This window comes from Hyunsoonleella sp. J2K-J805 (genome assembly GCF_057167125.1).
Genome location: NZ_CM169901.1, coordinates 3,775,644 through 3,792,499 on the forward strand (window position 1 = coordinate 3,775,644; position 16,856 = coordinate 3,792,499).

Annotated in this window: 17 protein-coding genes; 5 read left to right on the top strand and 12 right to left on the bottom strand. The window is 34.7% G+C overall.

The window, feature by feature from the left end; genetic code table 11:
- Positions 1–49: 49 nt before the first annotated feature.
- The 4 genes from AC1B0Z_RS16335 to AC1B0Z_RS16350 form a co-directional block, all read right to left on the bottom strand.
- Positions 50–775: a head GIN domain-containing protein gene (locus AC1B0Z_RS16335; RefSeq protein WP_483793317.1), complete on the bottom strand. Its 726-nt coding sequence runs from the start codon at positions 773–775 to the stop codon at positions 50–52.
- Between the two features lie 118 nt (positions 776–893).
- Positions 894–2,699 (bottom strand): PspC domain-containing protein, encoded by a 1,806-nt coding sequence (locus AC1B0Z_RS16340; protein WP_483793319.1) that lies wholly within the window; start codon positions 2,697–2,699, stop codon positions 894–896.
- The gene (locus tag AC1B0Z_RS16345; protein WP_483793320.1) at positions 2,692–3,060 is read right to left on the bottom strand and encodes a PadR family transcriptional regulator; all 369 of its coding nucleotides are present in this window, start codon (positions 3,058–3,060) and stop codon (positions 2,692–2,694) included. The genes AC1B0Z_RS16340 and AC1B0Z_RS16345 overlap by 8 nt, the downstream gene beginning before the upstream one ends.
- A gap of 304 nt (positions 3,061–3,364) precedes the next feature.
- Positions 3,365–3,811 carry a DUF4870 domain-containing protein gene (locus AC1B0Z_RS16350; protein WP_483793321.1) on the bottom strand — a complete coding sequence of 149 codons (447 nt, stop codon included), beginning with the start codon at positions 3,809–3,811 and terminating at the stop codon, positions 3,365–3,367.
- Between the two features lie 156 nt (positions 3,812–3,967).
- On the opposite strand from AC1B0Z_RS16350, the gene AC1B0Z_RS16355 reads away from it, so the two are divergent.
- The 3 genes from AC1B0Z_RS16355 (at position 3,968) to AC1B0Z_RS16365 (ending at position 5,761) form a co-directional block, all read left to right on the top strand.
- The gene (locus AC1B0Z_RS16355; protein ID WP_483793322.1) at positions 3,968–4,423 is read left to right on the top strand and encodes a DUF4442 domain-containing protein; all 456 of its coding nucleotides are present in this window, start codon (positions 3,968–3,970) and stop codon (positions 4,421–4,423) included.
- A gap of 214 nt (positions 4,424–4,637) precedes the next feature.
- Positions 4,638–5,438, top strand: a complete 801-nt coding sequence (locus AC1B0Z_RS16360) for a TIGR00266 family protein (RefSeq protein ID WP_483793323.1) — start codon at positions 4,638–4,640, stop codon at positions 5,436–5,438.
- 125 nt (positions 5,439–5,563) lie between these two features.
- Positions 5,564–5,761, top strand: a complete 198-nt coding sequence (locus AC1B0Z_RS16365) for a hypothetical protein (protein WP_130964523.1) — start codon at positions 5,564–5,566, stop codon at positions 5,759–5,761.
- A 49-nt stretch (positions 5,762–5,810) separates the two neighbouring features.
- Here AC1B0Z_RS16365 and AC1B0Z_RS16370 read toward each other — a convergent pair whose 3' ends face one another.
- From AC1B0Z_RS16370 to AC1B0Z_RS16390, 5 genes are all read right to left on the bottom strand, one after another.
- On the bottom strand, positions 5,811–6,758 hold the full coding sequence (locus AC1B0Z_RS16370; protein ID WP_483793325.1) for an MBL fold metallo-hydrolase: 948 nt from the start codon (positions 6,756–6,758) through the stop codon (positions 5,811–5,813).
- Between the two features lie 59 nt (positions 6,759–6,817).
- Positions 6,818–7,825, bottom strand: coding sequence for a M28 family metallopeptidase (locus AC1B0Z_RS16375; protein WP_483793327.1), 1,008 nt, complete (start codon positions 7,823–7,825; stop codon positions 6,818–6,820).
- Positions 7,826–7,854: 29 nt separating this feature from the next.
- Positions 7,855–8,904 (bottom strand): M28 family peptidase, encoded by a 1,050-nt coding sequence (locus AC1B0Z_RS16380; protein WP_483793328.1) that lies wholly within the window; start codon positions 8,902–8,904, stop codon positions 7,855–7,857.
- Between the two features lie 117 nt (positions 8,905–9,021).
- Positions 9,022–9,363, bottom strand: coding sequence for an FUSC family protein (locus tag AC1B0Z_RS16385; protein ID WP_483793329.1), 342 nt, complete (start codon positions 9,361–9,363; stop codon positions 9,022–9,024).
- Positions 9,364–9,376: 13 nt separating this feature from the next.
- Positions 9,377–10,144, bottom strand: coding sequence for a DUF3108 domain-containing protein (locus AC1B0Z_RS16390; protein WP_483793331.1), 768 nt, complete (start codon positions 10,142–10,144; stop codon positions 9,377–9,379).
- Positions 10,145–10,328: 184 nt separating this feature from the next.
- Here AC1B0Z_RS16390 and AC1B0Z_RS16395 point away from each other — a divergent pair, with 184 nt between their 5' ends.
- The gene (locus AC1B0Z_RS16395) at positions 10,329–11,174 is read left to right on the top strand and encodes a universal stress protein (protein WP_483793332.1); all 846 of its coding nucleotides are present in this window, start codon (positions 10,329–10,331) and stop codon (positions 11,172–11,174) included.
- Between the two features lie 146 nt (positions 11,175–11,320).
- The gene (locus AC1B0Z_RS16400) at positions 11,321–11,662 is read left to right on the top strand and encodes a DUF4870 domain-containing protein (protein WP_483793334.1); all 342 of its coding nucleotides are present in this window, start codon (positions 11,321–11,323) and stop codon (positions 11,660–11,662) included.
- A 568-nt stretch (positions 11,663–12,230) separates the two neighbouring features.
- Here the strand turns inward: AC1B0Z_RS16400 and AC1B0Z_RS16405 are convergent.
- The 3 genes from AC1B0Z_RS16405 to gldG all read right to left on the bottom strand — a co-directional run bounded on the left by AC1B0Z_RS16405 (position 12,231) and on the right by gldG (position 16,814).
- Positions 12,231–12,998: a DUF6090 family protein gene (locus AC1B0Z_RS16405; RefSeq protein WP_483793336.1), complete on the bottom strand. Its 768-nt coding sequence runs from the start codon at positions 12,996–12,998 to the stop codon at positions 12,231–12,233.
- Positions 12,999–13,226: 228 nt separating this feature from the next.
- The gene (gene dnaN / locus AC1B0Z_RS16410) at positions 13,227–14,345 is read right to left on the bottom strand and encodes a DNA polymerase III subunit beta (RefSeq protein WP_483793337.1); all 1,119 of its coding nucleotides are present in this window, start codon (positions 14,343–14,345) and stop codon (positions 13,227–13,229) included.
- A gap of 84 nt (positions 14,346–14,429) precedes the next feature.
- Positions 14,430–16,814: a gliding motility-associated ABC transporter substrate-binding protein GldG gene (gene gldG, locus AC1B0Z_RS16415; RefSeq protein ID WP_483793339.1), complete on the bottom strand. Its 2,385-nt coding sequence runs from the start codon at positions 16,812–16,814 to the stop codon at positions 14,430–14,432.
- Positions 16,815–16,856 lie beyond the last annotated feature (42 nt).

Here is a 16,856-nt window from a genome sequence, read left to right on the forward strand (position 1 = left end):
CAAACCAATTAAGCTTTAAGGTGGTCCAAAATTCACAAAGTTTAGTTGGTTATCTTTTGCTTATGCTGCCGCCAGAACTTTTATCTGTGTCAAGCATTTCAGGATTACCATAGTATTTTACGCCACCACCGCTAGAGGCTTTGGCGATTAAGGCTTTAGACGTATTCACCGTTAAGTTCGCACCACTAGAGGCCGAAACTTCAGACGATTCAGCTTTTAAATCACCTGCTTTTATGTTACTGCCACTACTAGCATCCGCAGATAAGCTTATAGTTTGTCCTGATACCTTTAGATTGCTTCCACTTGAAGAATCACAGGTTAAATCAGTAGTGTTTACCTTTACTTTCATGTTGCTGCCACTACTAGATTTTAAAGCAAGCTTTTCTGAGGTAATAGTATTCGTAGAATATACATTGCTACCACTAGTAGAAGTAATACCAGAGATTGATTTAAAATTTACATTTACTTTTTTAGAAGATGCTTTACCTATTTGTTCCTTACAATGAATTTTAAGAACGCCATCCTTTACTTCAGTTAAAATAAGTTCTTGCAGGTTTTCATCTGCTTCAACTGTAATGTTCTCGCTACCACCCTGAGTGAGATAAACATTTAACCCCTCTGTTGCTTTTACTTTAGAGAATGGTTCATCCACGGTTCTGGTTTCCATAACGACATTGCCGTTACCTTTTACGCCTCCATTCCAATTCATATTGATGCAGGAGAACATAAGTAAACTTAAGATTGAGGTTACAATAATTCTGATTAGTGTTGTCATGATGTTTTGTTTTAAAGTGATTGATGATTAGTATTTAATTTTATACTCTAAATTTAGAATGATTTATAAAAAATTTATAATCTAAATATCTGAATTGTTGAATTATAGCGATGAATTGTTAATTGTCTGATTTTATGTCAATTCCACTTCTGTCAATATTAACTTTAACATCTTCAGATTCTACTTTTATGCCTTGTTTATTAATTTTTACATTATCGTTACCATCTCCTATTTCAATACCATCTTCATTAATTTTAATGCCTTCGGTATCTACATTAACTTCAAAAGCTTCATCGTCATTGCAGTCCAAGCATTTAGTGTCATCATGTAGTATTTTCAAATAGTGTTCTTCCTGTCCATTATCTAAAATGTCATTGTAGTAAGGGGAATTCCTGTGAAAAGAGTAGGTGTTATCATCGGCATATAGTGTAGCACCTTCTGGTAAATACAATATTAATTCCACCTCTTGATCTCTAAATTTGTTTTGAAAATCTGTAATTAAAAAGGCATCCAATAGCAACTCTTTGTTATTCAATGTAAAGCCGTAGTTAATGGCTTCAGCCCGCTTTTTAGCGATAGAGTAACTACTGCCTTCCGCTCTTTTTTCGATACTTAAGGCTGCCAAAGAATCTTTTGTAGACCTAACGATTAACCTAACATCCGAAGAATAGATGATTTTCTCATCGTTCTCATTGGTTACAATTCTAAAGCCATGAGCATCTCTATATAAGTGTCCGTGTTTTGATCTGTAATAGTTATCATTACCTACCATTTTCACAAAAATAGTATCCTTGGCAGTGATATTAATCTGCTCTTTTTGAACAATATTAGCATCAAAAGCATGTTCGCTGGCATGTTTCACCCCCATTATTACTAAGCCAATTATGGCAATCAACCATAAACCGACTAACGAAAATTTAGCAACATTACCAATGGACTTTAGGTTGTTTACCAAAATTTTTAACCCTAGATAAGCCAAGAAAAAGAATGGAACACCAACAGCAAAAAGTATAAGTATTGAAACCAGCCATATCGGGGTGTTTGCAGCGTTGGCTGCATCAACAATATCAAAACCAGGTATATTCACGGCATCCGAAATTCCAACCGTAAATAACGATACTATTAAGGCTATTACGGAAACTGAACCTATAAACATTAATAGTGCACCAATAAATTTGGCAAAGATTTTAAAGAAAAACATGATAACATCACCAAGTGTTTCAAAGAACGTTCTAGAAGATGATTTTATGGAGTTTGCACCCTTTTTTACATCCACTTTTTTGGCTGCATTTGATACAGAATCCGATACGTTTTTGGCAACATCGCCAACAGTTTCAGTTACGGTATCAAAACCGTCTTTAATTTTTTTTTCTATGTTACTGATGTTTACTGGCTCGCCAGTCATCATTATCTTTTCCGCAGTGGTTTTAGCTTCTGGCACTAAAATCCAAAGTAAAATATAGAGTAAAATACCAGTACCGGCACCTGCTACTAAAAGCACCCAAGCTAAACGAATCCAAATAGCGTCTACACCAAAATAGTGGGCTAAACCAGAAGAAACTCCACCAACATAAGAGTTATCTGTATCTCTATACAATTTTTTTGAAGGCGTAGTTTTTGGTCTGTAAGCTTGTTCAGGTTCATCCTCAAAAATCTCGTCATCCACAAGATAATCCTCAGGTTGTCCCATAATGGTAATTACCTCGTCCACCTCTTTAATTCTTATAACTTGTTTGTCGTTTTGCACACGTTCGTTAAAAAGTTCTGCAATGCGTGCTTCAATATCCGCTATGATTTCAGATCGACCCTGAGAGTCTGTAAATGAACGTTTTATAGCCTCCAGATAGCGTTGCAATTTGAGATACGCATCCTCATCTATGTGAAAAAATATACCTGCTAGATTTATGTTGACTGTTTTATTCATTATTTTGTTGTTTTTCTTGTGCTGTATTTATTTCAGTATGTCTTGTTACAATGTTTACCGCGTTTCGTAATTCGTTCCAAGTACTATCAAGCTCTTTCAAAAAGAGTTTCCCTGTTTCCGTTAAACCATAGTATTTTCTTGGAGGTCCAGAGGTAGATTCTTCCCATCTGTAATTTAAAAGACCTGCGTTTTTAAGTCGCGTTAGTAAAGGGTAAATTGTCCCTTCTACCACCAGCAACTTAGCGTCTTTAAGCGTTCCTAAAATTTCTGCTACGTAAGCATCTTCGTCCTTTAAGACTGAAAGAATGCAGAATTCCAGAACGCCTTTTCGCATTTGTGCTTTTGTGTTTTCTATCTTCATGTTGTCATGCGTTTAATGTTGTAAAACTGTTCATTTTTTGATTGATTTGATTAATGATATTGATGAAATATTCTTTATTTTTATTGTTATGGCGTTACCACACCCTTCGAGTACCTCAGGGCAAGTGGTCGGGCTTTCACTACTCAATCCCTCCTGCGTCGGGGATTTCAAACATGCCGTTCAATCCCTAACGCAGTTCCGTCCGTTGATTTAAAATGTTATAGTTGATATTTATATAATGTGTCATTTTATTAGAGTTTGAGTATCCCCTCTACTAAGAGGGGAGTTAGGGGTGTGTTATATCCTATTTTAAAAAATTAATAGTAAACGGGTATTTGTATAATTCGCCATCTCTTGCCTTTAAACTTGCAATTACAATCAATGCTAATTCTGCGATAAAGGCAATAACAGCTAGAATGCCTAAACCGCCGCCTATATAAAGTAATGGTGATGGTTTCCCCATAGAAATGTGAAAATCATGAAATCCATGAAAATCAATAAAATCCAATCCGCTAAATATTTTAAAAATAAAAAACGGGATAGTAAGTGTGCCTAAAATAATAGCGTATAGCAATATACTTATTTGAAAGTTCAATACTTGCTTACCGTGCTGGTCTACAAATTCTGATTTATCTTTATTGATGGTCCATAAAATTAACGGACCAATAAAATTCCCAAAAGGAATTATAAACCTGCTAAAGGTTGACAAGTGGATAAAAGTGGCAATGTTTTTTTGATGATTATCTAACATGATTATTTTGATTGATTAAAAACATATAATAGTTTCTTATGCAAATATATGTCTAAAAACAGGTACTTTGTTACGCATAGTACTATAATTAACATTTTTTTAACATTTTAATACCGCGCTAAATTTCATAACTTAGTGGAAAATAAAATAGGATATATGAAGCTAACCCCTAGTAAATTAAATAAATTTAGTATGTTTAAGTTGCCTTCTGCATACTTATGCGGAGTGCGTGTTAAATATTTAGATGAAAGTAAGTGTGAGGTTAACGTAAAGCATAGATGGATTAATCAAAATCCGTTTAAATCAATGTTTTGGGCAGTGCAAGGTATGGCAGCAGAACTCTCAACAGGGGCATTAATGATTGGTAAAATCCAAGAATCTGACAAAAAAGTATCTATGCTGGTTACCACAAATAATGCGTCGTTTACAAAAAAGGCAACAGGGAGAATTGTATTTACATGTAATGATGGACATTTAATTGACGAAGCTTTACAAAAAACAATTGACACAGGCGAGGGACAAACCTTATGGATGAAATCTGTTGGGGTAAATGAAGATGGCGTTGAGGTGTCCACTTTTAATTTTGAGTGGAGTGTTAAGGTGAAACAGTAAGTAGTATTCAGTCGCAGCTTTCAGTTACGTCATGTTTCTTTGCGACTTAGCTTCCCTGCCTGCCGGTAGGCAGGTTTGCGAGATAATAATATTCCCAGTTTTGGAATTTAGTTATTGATTTTTTGGAATTTTAAATAGTTTGTAACAAAACCCAAAGCAAAACAACAAACAAATAAACGAATCAACAGTTAAACAAATAAACATCAATTAAAAAATGACTTCACACGAAATCGATTATCGCATTTACGGAGAAGAAATGCAATATGTAGAAATAGAATTAGATCCTAATGAAGGTGTTGTTGCCGAATCTGGTAGCTTTATGATGATGGATGATGGTATTAAAATGGAAACCATTTTTGGAGATGGGTCTCAAAAAGATACTGGCTTTTTGGGTAAAATATTAGGAGCAGGAAAGCGTATCCTTACAGGCGAAAGCTTATTTATGACGGCTTTTTACAATACTTTAGTAGGTAAGCGCAACGTATCCTTTGCTTCACCCTATCCAGGGAAAATAATCCCAATAGACTTAACCGAATTTGGTGGAAAGTTTATATGTCAAAAAGATGCTTTCCTTTGCGCCGCAAAAGGTGTAAGCGTCGGAATTGAGTTTTCCAAAAAATTAGGGCGCGGCCTGTTTGGAGGCGAAGGTTTCATCATGCAAAAACTAGAAGGTGATGGTATGGCGTTTGTGCATGCTGGTGGTACTATGGCGAGAAAGGAATTGGCTGCGGGAGAAACACTTAGAGTAGATACTGGTTGTATCGTTGGCTTTGACCAAACTATAGATTACGATATTGAATTTGTAGGTGGTATTAAAAATACAGTGTTTGGTGGTGAAGGTTTGTTTTTTGCAAAACTTCAAGGACCAGGAACAGTTTATGTACAATCATTACCGTTTAGTAGACTAGCTGGTCGTGTATTAGCATCAGCACCAAGATCTGGAGGAAAAAATAAAGGGGAAGGCAGTATACTTGGAGGATTAGGCGATATATTAGATGGGGACAATAGATTTTAACAGTGTTAAAATCCTATTAAAAAGGTAGATTTTTGTAATTTTTAATTAACTTTATACGTTATTTAAACATGAAGCCTATAAATTAAATCTACTTTATTATTACAAACCTAAATCCTAACATTAAAATGGCAAGAGCAATGCTAGAGTACACTAAAACCGTACTGGAGAAAGTGAGTTTTGACGCGACATTGTTTTGCAAAGAAGTACAAAAGGCAGTACAACGATTACTACCTTACGAGATTGAAGAGCTTAAAATTTATATTCTATCTCTTGTACAGCAAAACCCAGAACTAAATCAATGTATGATTTATTTGAAATCATAATAAAAAGCGACCAAATGGTCGCTTTTTTTATTGAATCTTCCATTGTAGTTTATAATCTGAATTTATCCAACTTTCGGGCAATCCTAAACCCTTTTGCTAGCACATAATCACTCTCCTTATTTTCAGGATTTAATAAAGGATTTGTGTGATTAAAATGAATGAAAATGATTTTGTTTCTCTCCTGAAAACTCAATTTTTCGAATTTTTTTAAGCTCTCAATCACAAAAGGATGTGGAATTTGAGATATATCCCTGTTGTTTATTTCTTCGCCATCATAAAACGTAGCATCTAAAAAAGCATAGTCCACTTTTTCAATCTCTTTAATAATATCTTTATCCCATTTTTCCCATTTGTCAATATCTGGAATAAACAAAGCAGTTTTATTTGGTCCCTTAATTTTATATCCTACAGTTTCTGAAAATTCATCCCGGTGTGGTACTAAAAAAGGTGTGACTTCCAAAGTGTTTGATAACTGTACAGGTGTTTCGTTTGCTAATGTGCGCAGTGTAATATTTTCGTTTTCCACTAACTGAGACCACGGACCATTATTTTCAAAAAAACTTTTGATTCTGGGCATGGTATAAGTCGGGATTTTGACTGCATCTATGGCTTCCTTTCCTAAAAACATTAGTCCTGTATAGTGACCTATATGGGCGTGTGTTATAAAAATGCCATCAATCAAGGTGTTGCTTTGATTGGTCTTTAAATGGGTTAATATTTCGATCTGTGCTCCAATATCTGGAGTTGCTTCGAACAGATAAGCCTTATTGTTCGCGGTATCCAAAATCCCTAATGACACCACATGTCTTTTAATATCGGGATTGTTGAATAAATGGGCACAACAACTTTTGTTGCATCCTATTTGAGGAGAACCGGCATCCTGCGCAGTGCCTAAGATAACAATCGAAGGTGCGCTTATATTTTTTTCGTCAGTTGTATTTTTACCTATTAGCGCTTCCGAAGACTTTTTCTGTTCGCAGCTTAAAAAAAGAAGCAATACAAGGGGTAGATAGAAGTATTTATAACATATCATACCCAAAAGATAACACTATTCTTTTAATCTAGTTTAACCCTTGCTTCGCGGTTTGCCAATTCCCAAGCTGTATAAAAAATAAGTTGTGTTCTGGCCTCTAAAAACTCATAGTTTATTTTATCTGGCGTATCGCTTGGTCTGTGATAATCAGCATGTGTACCATTAAAATAAAAAATTACGGGAATATTATGTTTAGCAAAGTTGTAATGATCCGACCTGTAGTAAAAACGATTTGGGTCATTTTCAGAATTAAATGTATAATCCAATTCTAATTTTAATGTGGCATTGTTGATAGAATCTGAAACGGTATGTAATTCCTTGCTCAATCTGTCTGAGCCTATTAAGTACAAATAGTTAGGTTTCCCTTCGTGCTTTTCATCTACACGACCTATCATATCGATATTTAAGTTGGCTATGGTATTCTTCAAAGGAAAGATAGGATCCTCGTCCGCATAATATCGCGACCCAAATAAACCAATTTCTTCACCGGTTACGTGTAAAAACACAATGGAGCGCTTTGGTGGAAATCCATCTTTTTCTGCAGCTTTAAAGGCTTCAGCTATTTCTAAAATTCCTACGGTGCCAGAGCCATCATCATCTGCACCATTATTGATTTCACCACTTTTCGAAATCCCAATATGATCTAAATGCGCTGAAATTACTAAAACTTCATTGGGTTTTTCAGAACCTTTGATGTATGCTACAACATTTTCAGAGGCGTTATCAGCTCTATTGTTAAAGTATTCAACAGGGATCTCTTGAAAATAATCGCCCTCGGCAATGGGAGAGGGTATACCATTATCCATGTAATGTTGCTTAATGAAATTGATGGCTTTTTTTTGTCCAGGTTCGCCTGTTTTTCTGCCTTCAAATTCATCTGAAGCATAAGTAAAGAGCATCTCTTTTAATTCATCAGCAGTAATAGTTTTTGCATAGGCCTCAGGATTAGCCACTTTTTTCGCACTTTTATTGACGCTAATGCAGCTAATAAGTAGCAAGGCTATTACTAATATTAGGCTTAGTTTTTTCATAATAATTATTTTGGAATGACGTAAATAAATCAATTAAAAAACACACTGTTTTTATCAGTAGTTACGCGTTTGTCTTGGTTTGCCAATTGCCATGTTGTAGCGAAAATAAGTTTAGCGCGTTTTGCCAATAACTCATAGTCTATTTTGTCTGGAGTATCTGTTGGCTTTGAGTAATCTTCATGTACACCACTAAAATAAAAAATTACAGGAACACCTTTTTTGGCAAAGTTGTATTGGTCTGATCTTGTGTAATATCGATTATGATCGTTCAAGGCGTTAAACTTGTAATCTAAATGAATATCTACATAAGCTTTTTGAACTGCTTCAGAGATGAAGTGCAGTTCTTTGCTAAGTCTGTCGGAGCCTATTAAGTAAATGTAATTTTTGTCTTCTGGATGTCTATCATCTGTACGACCAATCATATCCATATTTAGGTTGGCAATTGTATTTTCTATCGGAAACACAGGATTTTCAGTATAAAACTCTGAGCCGTATTTTCCAATTTCTTCTGCGGTAAAGTGGGCAAATAGAATACTTCGTTTTGGTGGAAACCCATTTTTCGCAGCGGTTTTAAAGGCTTCGGCTATCTCAAGTAAAGCAACGGTTCCAGAACCGTTATCGTCAGCTCCAAGATAAATTTCCCCATCTATTACACCTTCATGATCTAGATGAGCCGAAAGCACTAGGATTTCGTCTGGTTTTTCAGCGCCTTCAATATAAGCCAAAACATTTTCTGATGCTTTTATGTTATCCGGGAAGTAAGATTTAGAAATTCCCTGAAAATAATTAGTTCCTCCAAGTGGTGATGGTACACCTAAGTCTATGTAATATGATTTTATAAACTCTGCTGCTAACTTATGTCCACGTTCTCCTGTTTTTCTTCCTTCGAAGTCTTTAGAGGCAAACTTATATAGTAATTGCTTAAGTTCATCAGGAGTAATGGTTTTTGAATATTGCTTTACTTGTATACTATCAACTATTGAAATGTTATTTTTAATATTTTCTATCCTTTCAGTATATTTTGGGGTAGCGCAGGTACCAACAAGTGTTAGAAAAGAGATAACGTAAATAAATTTCATGTTGTTTTGATTTTATTCAAAAGCAACTCGCATTTAAAAAGCTTTGTAAGTGAGTAAAACTTTATGCCAGTTTTTTACTGTGCAAATATATAGAAATTAAGCGTAAAAAAACGGCTACTATTCTATATCAATGTCATCTAGCTCCAGCTCTTCTAATTCCTCGATAGCTTCTTCTTTAGATTCAGCTTCTTTTTCAACCAATGCTTCTGTATCTCCAACTTCGGTAGTATTAAAAATGGCTTTGTAAGTTGTTAAACCTAAAGCCATAATGGTAAGCAAAAATGAAAATTGAATAATTTTTTTTACTTGCCCCGTTTTTTTCGACAAATAGAATGCTATGAGACCGAATATAAGTGCCACAGCACCAGGAAAAATAGCTAAATTTGAAGCGGGTAAAACAGATAGTATTATAGTTAGAATAGATGCTATTACGGCTAGAATAGTGAATAAACGTTTCATGATAATGAGTGTTTTAGTTTTTTAATCCAGTGGCAGATTTTATTTTGAGTTCCCCACTTCCAACAGGAATTTTAAACTTTCCATAAACCATAATTTTGTTGGTATCAGCAGTAAGCCATACTAAATTATCCCTATTGTTTTTTATCACATCAGAGTCATTGCTCCCAACAGCAACTTTATAACAGGTTTTGCTACCAATAGCAGTATTTATGGTTTCTTTTCCTAAGTAAGTAATTTGCGCTTTTACCTCTTTTCTATCAAAAATAATGGTGAATGTTTTTTTTGCTCTCACGCTCATCGATTCAAAATCAACAAGTCTGATTTTATAGAGTGTAGCTACAATATCCCTAGTCCCCGAATTTATTTTTACATCTTTCTTTTCAACCCAATCGTTTTTTTTGGTCTGTACAGTTTTAACGGTATTAGTCTTATGGCTGAAGGTGTATTTCATGTTTTTAAAATAGCCACCTTCATTTATATCGCGTTTGTACAGATAAGGCGTTAAGGTTGTTGGGTTGACGTAGCTTTCGTATAAATCTCTAATTTTGAAGAAGTTATCCCATTTTTTATAGGTAACAGCTTTACACTTTAAATGTAAAAGAGTTGCTTTTGAGGTTTTTACATTGCTGGTTTCCAGTGTTACTTGGGCAATATCGTTAAGCACTCCAGACATGTTATAAGATGCTGTGTAAACTAATTTTTCGCCTGCTGCTATCGCAGTATTTTGCGCTTGGTTTGCATAAGTAACCAGAAAAATTAAAGCTATAAATAAACGCTTCATGACAATGGTGTTTAGAGTTATTAACGAACAGTTATACATTTATTGTGCCGAAAATACAATGCAAGCACCTTTTAAACTAATATTTTTTGCAATTCGTTAAAAAATCAAACTCGCAACTGACAAAAGTCATCAGTTAATTGCATTTGAGAAGTTATATTTATAAAACGTCTAAATCCAATTGGTTATGAAAGCTGTTTTATTACCTACCGATTTCTCCAAAAACTCATTAAATGCTATTAACTATGCAGTGAAATTATTAAAGGATAAACCTTGCAAATTTTACTTCTTAAACGTTCAAAAGGCATCATCATTTTTGTCAGATGATATGATGACGGTTAGCTCTTCAGCTACGGTATATAAAACTTTAGTTGATGCTGCTAAAACATCGATTGAAAATATTATTTCAGAACTTAAATTAAACTACCCAAACAAAAACCATAAATTTTTCTCTATCGTAGATTATGATAATTTCATTGATGCCATACATCAATCCGTTGAAAAACATGATATTGATTTGATAGTTATGGGTACCAAGGGCGCAACAGGATTTCAAAAAGTGTTATTTGGCAGTAACACAGTTCGTGTTATAAATCGTTGCACTACGCCAATCTTGGCAATACCTAGCGGTTGTGAGTATCATGAGCTTAATAAAATAGCATTTACAGCAAATCATATTGAACTGTACACTGAAGCGGCATTAACTACATTGGGTAATATTCTTGAAAATTACAATGCACAGTTAACCATTTTACATCTAGCAGGGCCAAATACTATTGCTCATAAAAAAATGGATAATATGACGTTTTTTGATACGAATTTTCCAGAAGCCCAACACGATTATATCGATGTAGTAGACAGAGATATTGTCAGCACCATAAGTAACTATATGAAAAATCAAGACTTTAATATGTTAGCGATGGTGAAGAAACCTCATTCTTTTTTAGAACGATTGCTGCATACCTATACTGAAGAGAAAATTGGCTACGCCTTTGATATGCCATTTTTAGTACTTACCAATCCTGAGTCTTAATTTGGATAGTTTTTTACTGATTAGACAGGGTCATGACATCCTTCTAAAGTTTTAAAGTGTAACTCTAAAGTAATTTTTCTTTAAACCTGTAACATTTTTCATTTTCCTGCGTCCTATTAGTATCAATCAAATATTTAATCATCATCATGAAGAGACAGGATAATCAATTAATCGTCATTACTCATTTAAGCCAGCTTATTTCACTGGTAACAGGTTTTGGCAGCCTTATAGTGCCGCTAATTCTTTGGCTAACACAAAAAGAAAAAGTGCATCAAATGGACGAGCATGGTAAAAACATCATAAACTTTCAATTAAGTTTAATAGTGTATTGTCTCATTTGCATACCACTCATTTTATTATTAGGTTTAGGCATAGTAGGCTTAATAATTTTAGGAATAATATCTATATTATTCCCCATTATAAACGCTATTAGAGCCAACAATGGAGAAACACCAAAATACCCATTATCTCTTAATTTTATTAGTTAGTTAGAAAAAAATGAGATAACCAAACGCTCACTTTTCGGTGGGCGTTTTTTAGTGAAACTCAATTTTAAGAAGTTTATAAGATAAACTTAAAATTGTAAGTTGAACTAATCTCGCTATTTAGCGGGATCTTAAGGCTGTACCTTACAGCGTCACTTCGAGTGATTTCGATTTTTTTTATCGAAATTATATCGAGAAGTTGGGTGTTACCCTCCTAAGGTCGGGTCGGGCCTGCCTGCCGGCGGGCAGGCTTTCAGCAGTCGCTTTTTTGTGTTGCATACCTGCCCGTCGGCAGACAGGGGTGCAACAACACAAAAAGAACTTCAACAAATGCTTTGGTTGCTGAGGTACTCGAAGCACAATCCCTAAAGCGGGTGTGTTTGCTGAGGTAAGTTTTAACCTGAAGATTATTTTGTTTTTGGAGGGGGCAGTATAACGGTTCATTTGTTACTAGCAACATGATCTAGCGTTTAATTTGGCAAGCATACATCAAACTAAAAACTCTGCAAGGATTTTCAGAAGTACACAAGAGCAAACAATTACTTGTCCATACTGTTGTGCTTTCGTTATTTTAGTCATTAATTTCAGAGTTTAAAACCTGAATTGATTCACTCATTCTTTTCTCTAAAGGGATTAAAAAATTATTTTCCAAGTATACAGAAGTTCCTATAAATAGAACGATATCATTTTCAAATCTCTCCGATTGAAGTAATGTCTTGTTGGAGTTTTCAAAGGGACTTGCGGAAAGTTTATACCAAGTCTCGGTGTCCATTACATTATCCAATATTTTTCTGAAATTTCCAAAATTCCGTAATCTTTGATAACACTCCATTCTAAAATCAAAAACGGTTTCTTCTTGCTTTCTTAATTGCTGTAATTCTGCATCAAAAGATGATAAAATATTTCTTAAGTCAGTATTTTTTATAATGCTCAAGTTTCCAGAATTAATAGCCTCATTTAGCACACCCAAACTAGGTCTGAAAATCGCTTCTTGTCTAAATGCTTTATCCCAGTACTTAGCAATTTCTACCTCTGAAAGATTTGTTTCTTTAGGAGAAAGAATAGATGTGAATTCTCCAGCACCTTCAATATTGTGGCGATTAATTTTTATTACAGTTTGCAATTTTTTTTGATTATGAATGAACTCTTGTCTTAGTGCAGTAAGTAAGTTTTTTTCTCTATTATTGGTTTTCCTTTGTTCATTCCAATTGTTAATTTGAAGGGCAATTAATATTCCAATAACAACTAAAACAATCTCTCCAAAGGCATACTTCAAATACTTTCCTGTTTTGTTTTTATCTATAATATCATAACGTATTTTTCTAAAGAGTTTTATCATCGGTTAGTTGTTTCTGATAATGAAGTACAATGTTTCTGCGGGTATGCGTACTTATAATGCCTTATGCATAACACTACACGAATTTATCAAATTTTTTCTGACAAACTCAACTTATCTATATTTATACAACAAAAAAGCAGCAACCTAAATTAAGATTGCTGCTTCTTCAATATAACTAGATTCTGAAATAAATTCAGAATGACAACTTTCTTGTTTTAATACCGACCACTAACTGTTCAACATCACTGGCATTACCAACATTGTAATTTGTTCGCCTTCATCCAATCCATCCACAGGCGTTAAAATACCTGCGCGATTTGGCATACTCATTTCTAATTGCACATCGGTAGAACTTAAGTTGTTCAGCATCTCGGTTAAAAAACGCGAGTTAAAACCAATTTGCATATCATCACCTTGGTAATCGCACGTTAAACGCTCTTCGGCTTTGTTACTATAATCGATATCTTCCGCAGAAATATTTAATTCGGCACCTGCAATCTTCAAGCGTATTTGGTGTGTGGTTTTATTAGAGAAAATACTAACACGACGTACAGAGTTTAAGAATTGCGTACGGTCAATACTTAGTATATTTGGGTTCTCCTTTGGTATTACCGCTTCGTAGTTAGGGTATTTCCCATCTATCAAACGGCAAATCAACTCAGAATTTTCAAAAGTAAACTTTGCATTAGAGTCGTTGTACTCAATCGTTACTTCATCTTCGCTTCCTGCCAAAATGCCTTTCAATAAATTCAAAGGTTTTTTAGGCATGATAAACTCTGCTACCTGACTTGCATTGACGTCTTCCCTTGTATATTTTACCAATTTATGTGCATCAGTAGCCACAAAGGTTAATCCTTCAGTAGAAAACTGGAAAAACACACCGCTCATTACAGGGCGTAAATCATCATTTCCTGCTGCAAAAATAGTTTTGCTAATGGCATTGGCTAAAATATCTCCCAACATTACAGTTTTACTCGGGTCTTCCAAAGCCACAGCCTTAGGGAATTCCTCACCACTAGCATACGCCAAAGCATATTTACCATGATTTGAACTAATTTCAACAGTGTTATTGTCTTCTACAACAAAGGTTAAAGGTTGTTCTGGGAATGTTTTTAAGGTATCCAAAAGCAAACGTGCAGGAATGGCAACACTACCCTCACTATCACTTTCTACATCAAGGGTAGAAGACATGGTAGTCTCCAAATCACTGGCAGAAACAGTTAATTTTGTATGATCTAACTCAAACAAAAAATTATCTAAAATAGGTAGCGTGTTAGAACTGTTGATAACACCACCCAAAACCTGTAATTGCTTTAAAAGGTAAGTACTTGATACTATAAATTTCATCTACTTGGAATAGTTTTGTTAAGAAAATCGTTACCTACAAATATATCTCAAAGCAACGTTTTATCGAAACAAACTTATCAACAGTTAGCTAGCGTATTTTTTCTTTCTAAGGTAGTTAAAGCCAAAACCGAACAGTGCCAGTAAAGCTATTGGTAATCCAATGTTTAGCAGTTGCCAAAGCGTTTTTTCTTCAGCTATTTTTTCCTGATTTAAAAAGGCGACTTCAATTTCTTTACTGCGAATGTTTATAAGTCCGTTATCGTCCAAAAGATAATTCACCGCGTTTAATAAAAATTCCTTGTTGCCATACAATTTACCAGTCCATCTATCAAATCCTAATTCTTGTGGTCTGTTGCGCACTACATCGTTTTTAATTACATCACCATCAGAAATCAAAATCATTTTTGTAGCAGCGCTTTTATCCTTTCTAGCTTTAACGTTGAAAGGCGTAATTAGATTAGCAAAAGCCGATTTAAATTCGCCTTCCAACAGTACTGCAAGTGACTGCGTTTCGCTGTTGAAGGTTTTAGGGTCGATGGGTTTGGTTACTAATTCCAAACTAATTTCTCGTGGTGTGCCTTCCAATCTGGAAATTGGTGCTGTTTCTAAAAGAATGGTCTTCTTAATATCATTTTTAAGTGTGTCAACAGGACTAGCAAAATCAAAACGCACAAAATTCAAATTATTGGTAATAGGATGATTATTTTCGGAATTGGCTAAAGGCGAATACGGCCAATTTAAATGTTGGAATTGTGAATCGCTACCATCTCCAATCGCCAAGGTAATAGGTGCAGAGTAGGGCGTTGACACCATTACTGGATTAATGCGTACACCGTAATTAAAAAAGAAGTCTGTTAGGTTTAAATCTCTACCAATAGCATAATTTTTACCTGGTTCGTTATACAAACTATCTTTTTCTATAGCCACAGCGTCAATTAACCATAAACTTTTTCCGCCTTGCATAGTGTATTGGTCCAAAACAAATTTTTCCTTTTCGGTAAAGGGTTCAGTTGGTTTTGCTGAAATCACCAAATCATAACCACTTAAATCTTGTAATGTTTTTTGAGGGTTATTAGCAACACTATCCAAAGTAAAGGGCGCAATAAAGTAATATTCGCCTAAAGTTTTGGCAAAATCAGCAATGTGTTTATCAGCTAGTTGTGCGTTGCCTTTTAACACCGCTATTTTCTTGGATTTTGGAGTCATCAATTTTTTAAAACCATCAGCAAATGCATATTCCAGATGCTGTACAGAATTAGTGACCAATTCTTGCTGTGAAGCTCCAATCTTGGTTTTTACTAACGGTATAATTACGGTTTGCTCGTTATAACTTGCCAAAGCCCAAGGGAAAATAACTTCCTGTGTGGATTTTCCGTTTTCTTTAACTTCAAGTTGCATCGGTGTCAAACCGCGTTGTGTCATCACTTGAATGGTCTGTTGGCGGGTAGATTCATCCTCTAAGGGATTGATAAAACTAAAAGCTATATTGCCATTTTCATTACAGAACTCTTCCAATAGCTGACGTGTTTCAGTCTGTAAACGCCTAAACTCTGAAGGGAAATCGTCTCCTTTTAAAAAAACGTCGACGACTATTGGGGAATCTGCTTTATTGATGATGTCTTTTGCCGAATCACTCAAAGTATAACGTTGGTCTTTTGTGACATCCAAACGTTTATAAGCATAGGTGGAAGCGATGTTTAAAACTAACAATCCAATAAAAACCATTGCGATTTTATTGACATCGGTTTTATTCACTTTTCCAGTTTTAATGCCCAAACGTGTCAATAATATAAAAAACATAACGACGCTTAAAAAGTAGATAATGTCTCTGGAGTCTATCACACCTCTACTCATACTTTTGTAATGATAATTCATCCCGAATTGTTCTACAATAGTACTTGAGGTAAACTCCGAAACACCCTCAAAACCAATATAAAAGAACAGGCAAATAAACACGGATGTAATAAAAGCCACAATTTGATTATGGGATAAAGTAGAGCAGAAGACTCCTATTGCAGTGTATGCAGCGACTAAAAACACAAGTCCGAAATAAGAACCAAACGTGCTGCCCAAATCCAAATTCCCAATGGGATTTCCTAGTTGAAAAACGGAATACACATATAAAAGCGTTGGTAACAATGCCATTAAAATCAGAGTAAAAGCCCCGAAAAATTTACCTAAAACGATGTTGAGATGGGAAATGGGTTTTGTCAGTAATAATTCTAAAGTCCCCTGTTTTTTTTCATCTGAAAAACTGCGCATGGTCACAGCAGGAATTAGAAATAATAAAATCCAAGGTGCTAATAGAAAGAAAGCCGATAAATCTGCAAACCCGTAATTCAGAATATTGAATTCTCCCTTAAATACCCAAAGAAATAAACCATTTAAAACCAAAAAGATGGCAATAACTAAATAGCCAATTGGTGATGCAAAAAATGAATTTATTTCTTTTTTAAGTAGTGCTAGCATTTAAATTTCAGTATTCAGTAATTTTTCCTGTCCGTGATCATC

Excerpts from the sequence above, each read along its gene's own strand:
- AC1B0Z_RS16380 (WP_483793328.1), bottom strand. The coding sequence starts at position 8,904 with ATGAAATTTATTTACGTTATCTCTTTTCTAACACTTGTTGGTACCTGC.
- AC1B0Z_RS16340 (WP_483793319.1), bottom strand. The coding sequence starts at position 2,699 with ATGAATAAAACAGTCAACATAAATCTAGCAGGTATATTTTTTCACATA.
- AC1B0Z_RS16400 (WP_483793334.1), top strand. The coding sequence starts at position 11,321 with ATGAAGAGACAGGATAATCAATTAATCGTCATTACTCATTTAAGCCAG.
- AC1B0Z_RS16390 (WP_483793331.1), bottom strand. The coding sequence starts at position 10,144 with ATGAAGCGTTTATTTATAGCTTTAATTTTTCTGGTTACTTATGCAAAC.
- AC1B0Z_RS16405 (WP_483793336.1), bottom strand. The coding sequence starts at position 12,998 with ATGATAAAACTCTTTAGAAAAATACGTTATGATATTATAGATAAAAAC.
- dnaN (WP_483793337.1), bottom strand. The coding sequence starts at position 14,345 with ATGAAATTTATAGTATCAAGTACTTACCTTTTAAAGCAATTACAGGTT.
- AC1B0Z_RS16350 (WP_483793321.1), bottom strand. The coding sequence starts at position 3,811 with ATGTTAGATAATCATCAAAAAAACATTGCCACTTTTATCCACTTGTCA.
- AC1B0Z_RS16385 (WP_483793329.1), bottom strand. The coding sequence starts at position 9,363 with ATGAAACGTTTATTCACTATTCTAGCCGTAATAGCATCTATTCTAACT.
- AC1B0Z_RS16375 (WP_483793327.1), bottom strand. The coding sequence starts at position 7,825 with ATGAAAAAACTAAGCCTAATATTAGTAATAGCCTTGCTACTTATTAGC.
- AC1B0Z_RS16355 (WP_483793322.1), top strand. The coding sequence starts at position 3,968 with ATGAAGCTAACCCCTAGTAAATTAAATAAATTTAGTATGTTTAAGTTG.
- AC1B0Z_RS16365 (WP_130964523.1), top strand. The coding sequence starts at position 5,564 with ATGGCAAGAGCAATGCTAGAGTACACTAAAACCGTACTGGAGAAAGTG.
- AC1B0Z_RS16345 (WP_483793320.1), bottom strand. The coding sequence starts at position 3,060 with ATGAAGATAGAAAACACAAAAGCACAAATGCGAAAAGGCGTTCTGGAA.
- AC1B0Z_RS16335 (WP_483793317.1), bottom strand. The coding sequence starts at position 775 with ATGACAACACTAATCAGAATTATTGTAACCTCAATCTTAAGTTTACTT.
- gldG (WP_483793339.1), bottom strand. The coding sequence starts at position 16,814 with ATGCTAGCACTACTTAAAAAAGAAATAAATTCATTTTTTGCATCACCA.
- AC1B0Z_RS16395 (WP_483793332.1), top strand. The coding sequence starts at position 10,329 with ATGAAAGCTGTTTTATTACCTACCGATTTCTCCAAAAACTCATTAAAT.
- AC1B0Z_RS16360 (WP_483793323.1), top strand. The coding sequence starts at position 4,638 with ATGACTTCACACGAAATCGATTATCGCATTTACGGAGAAGAAATGCAA.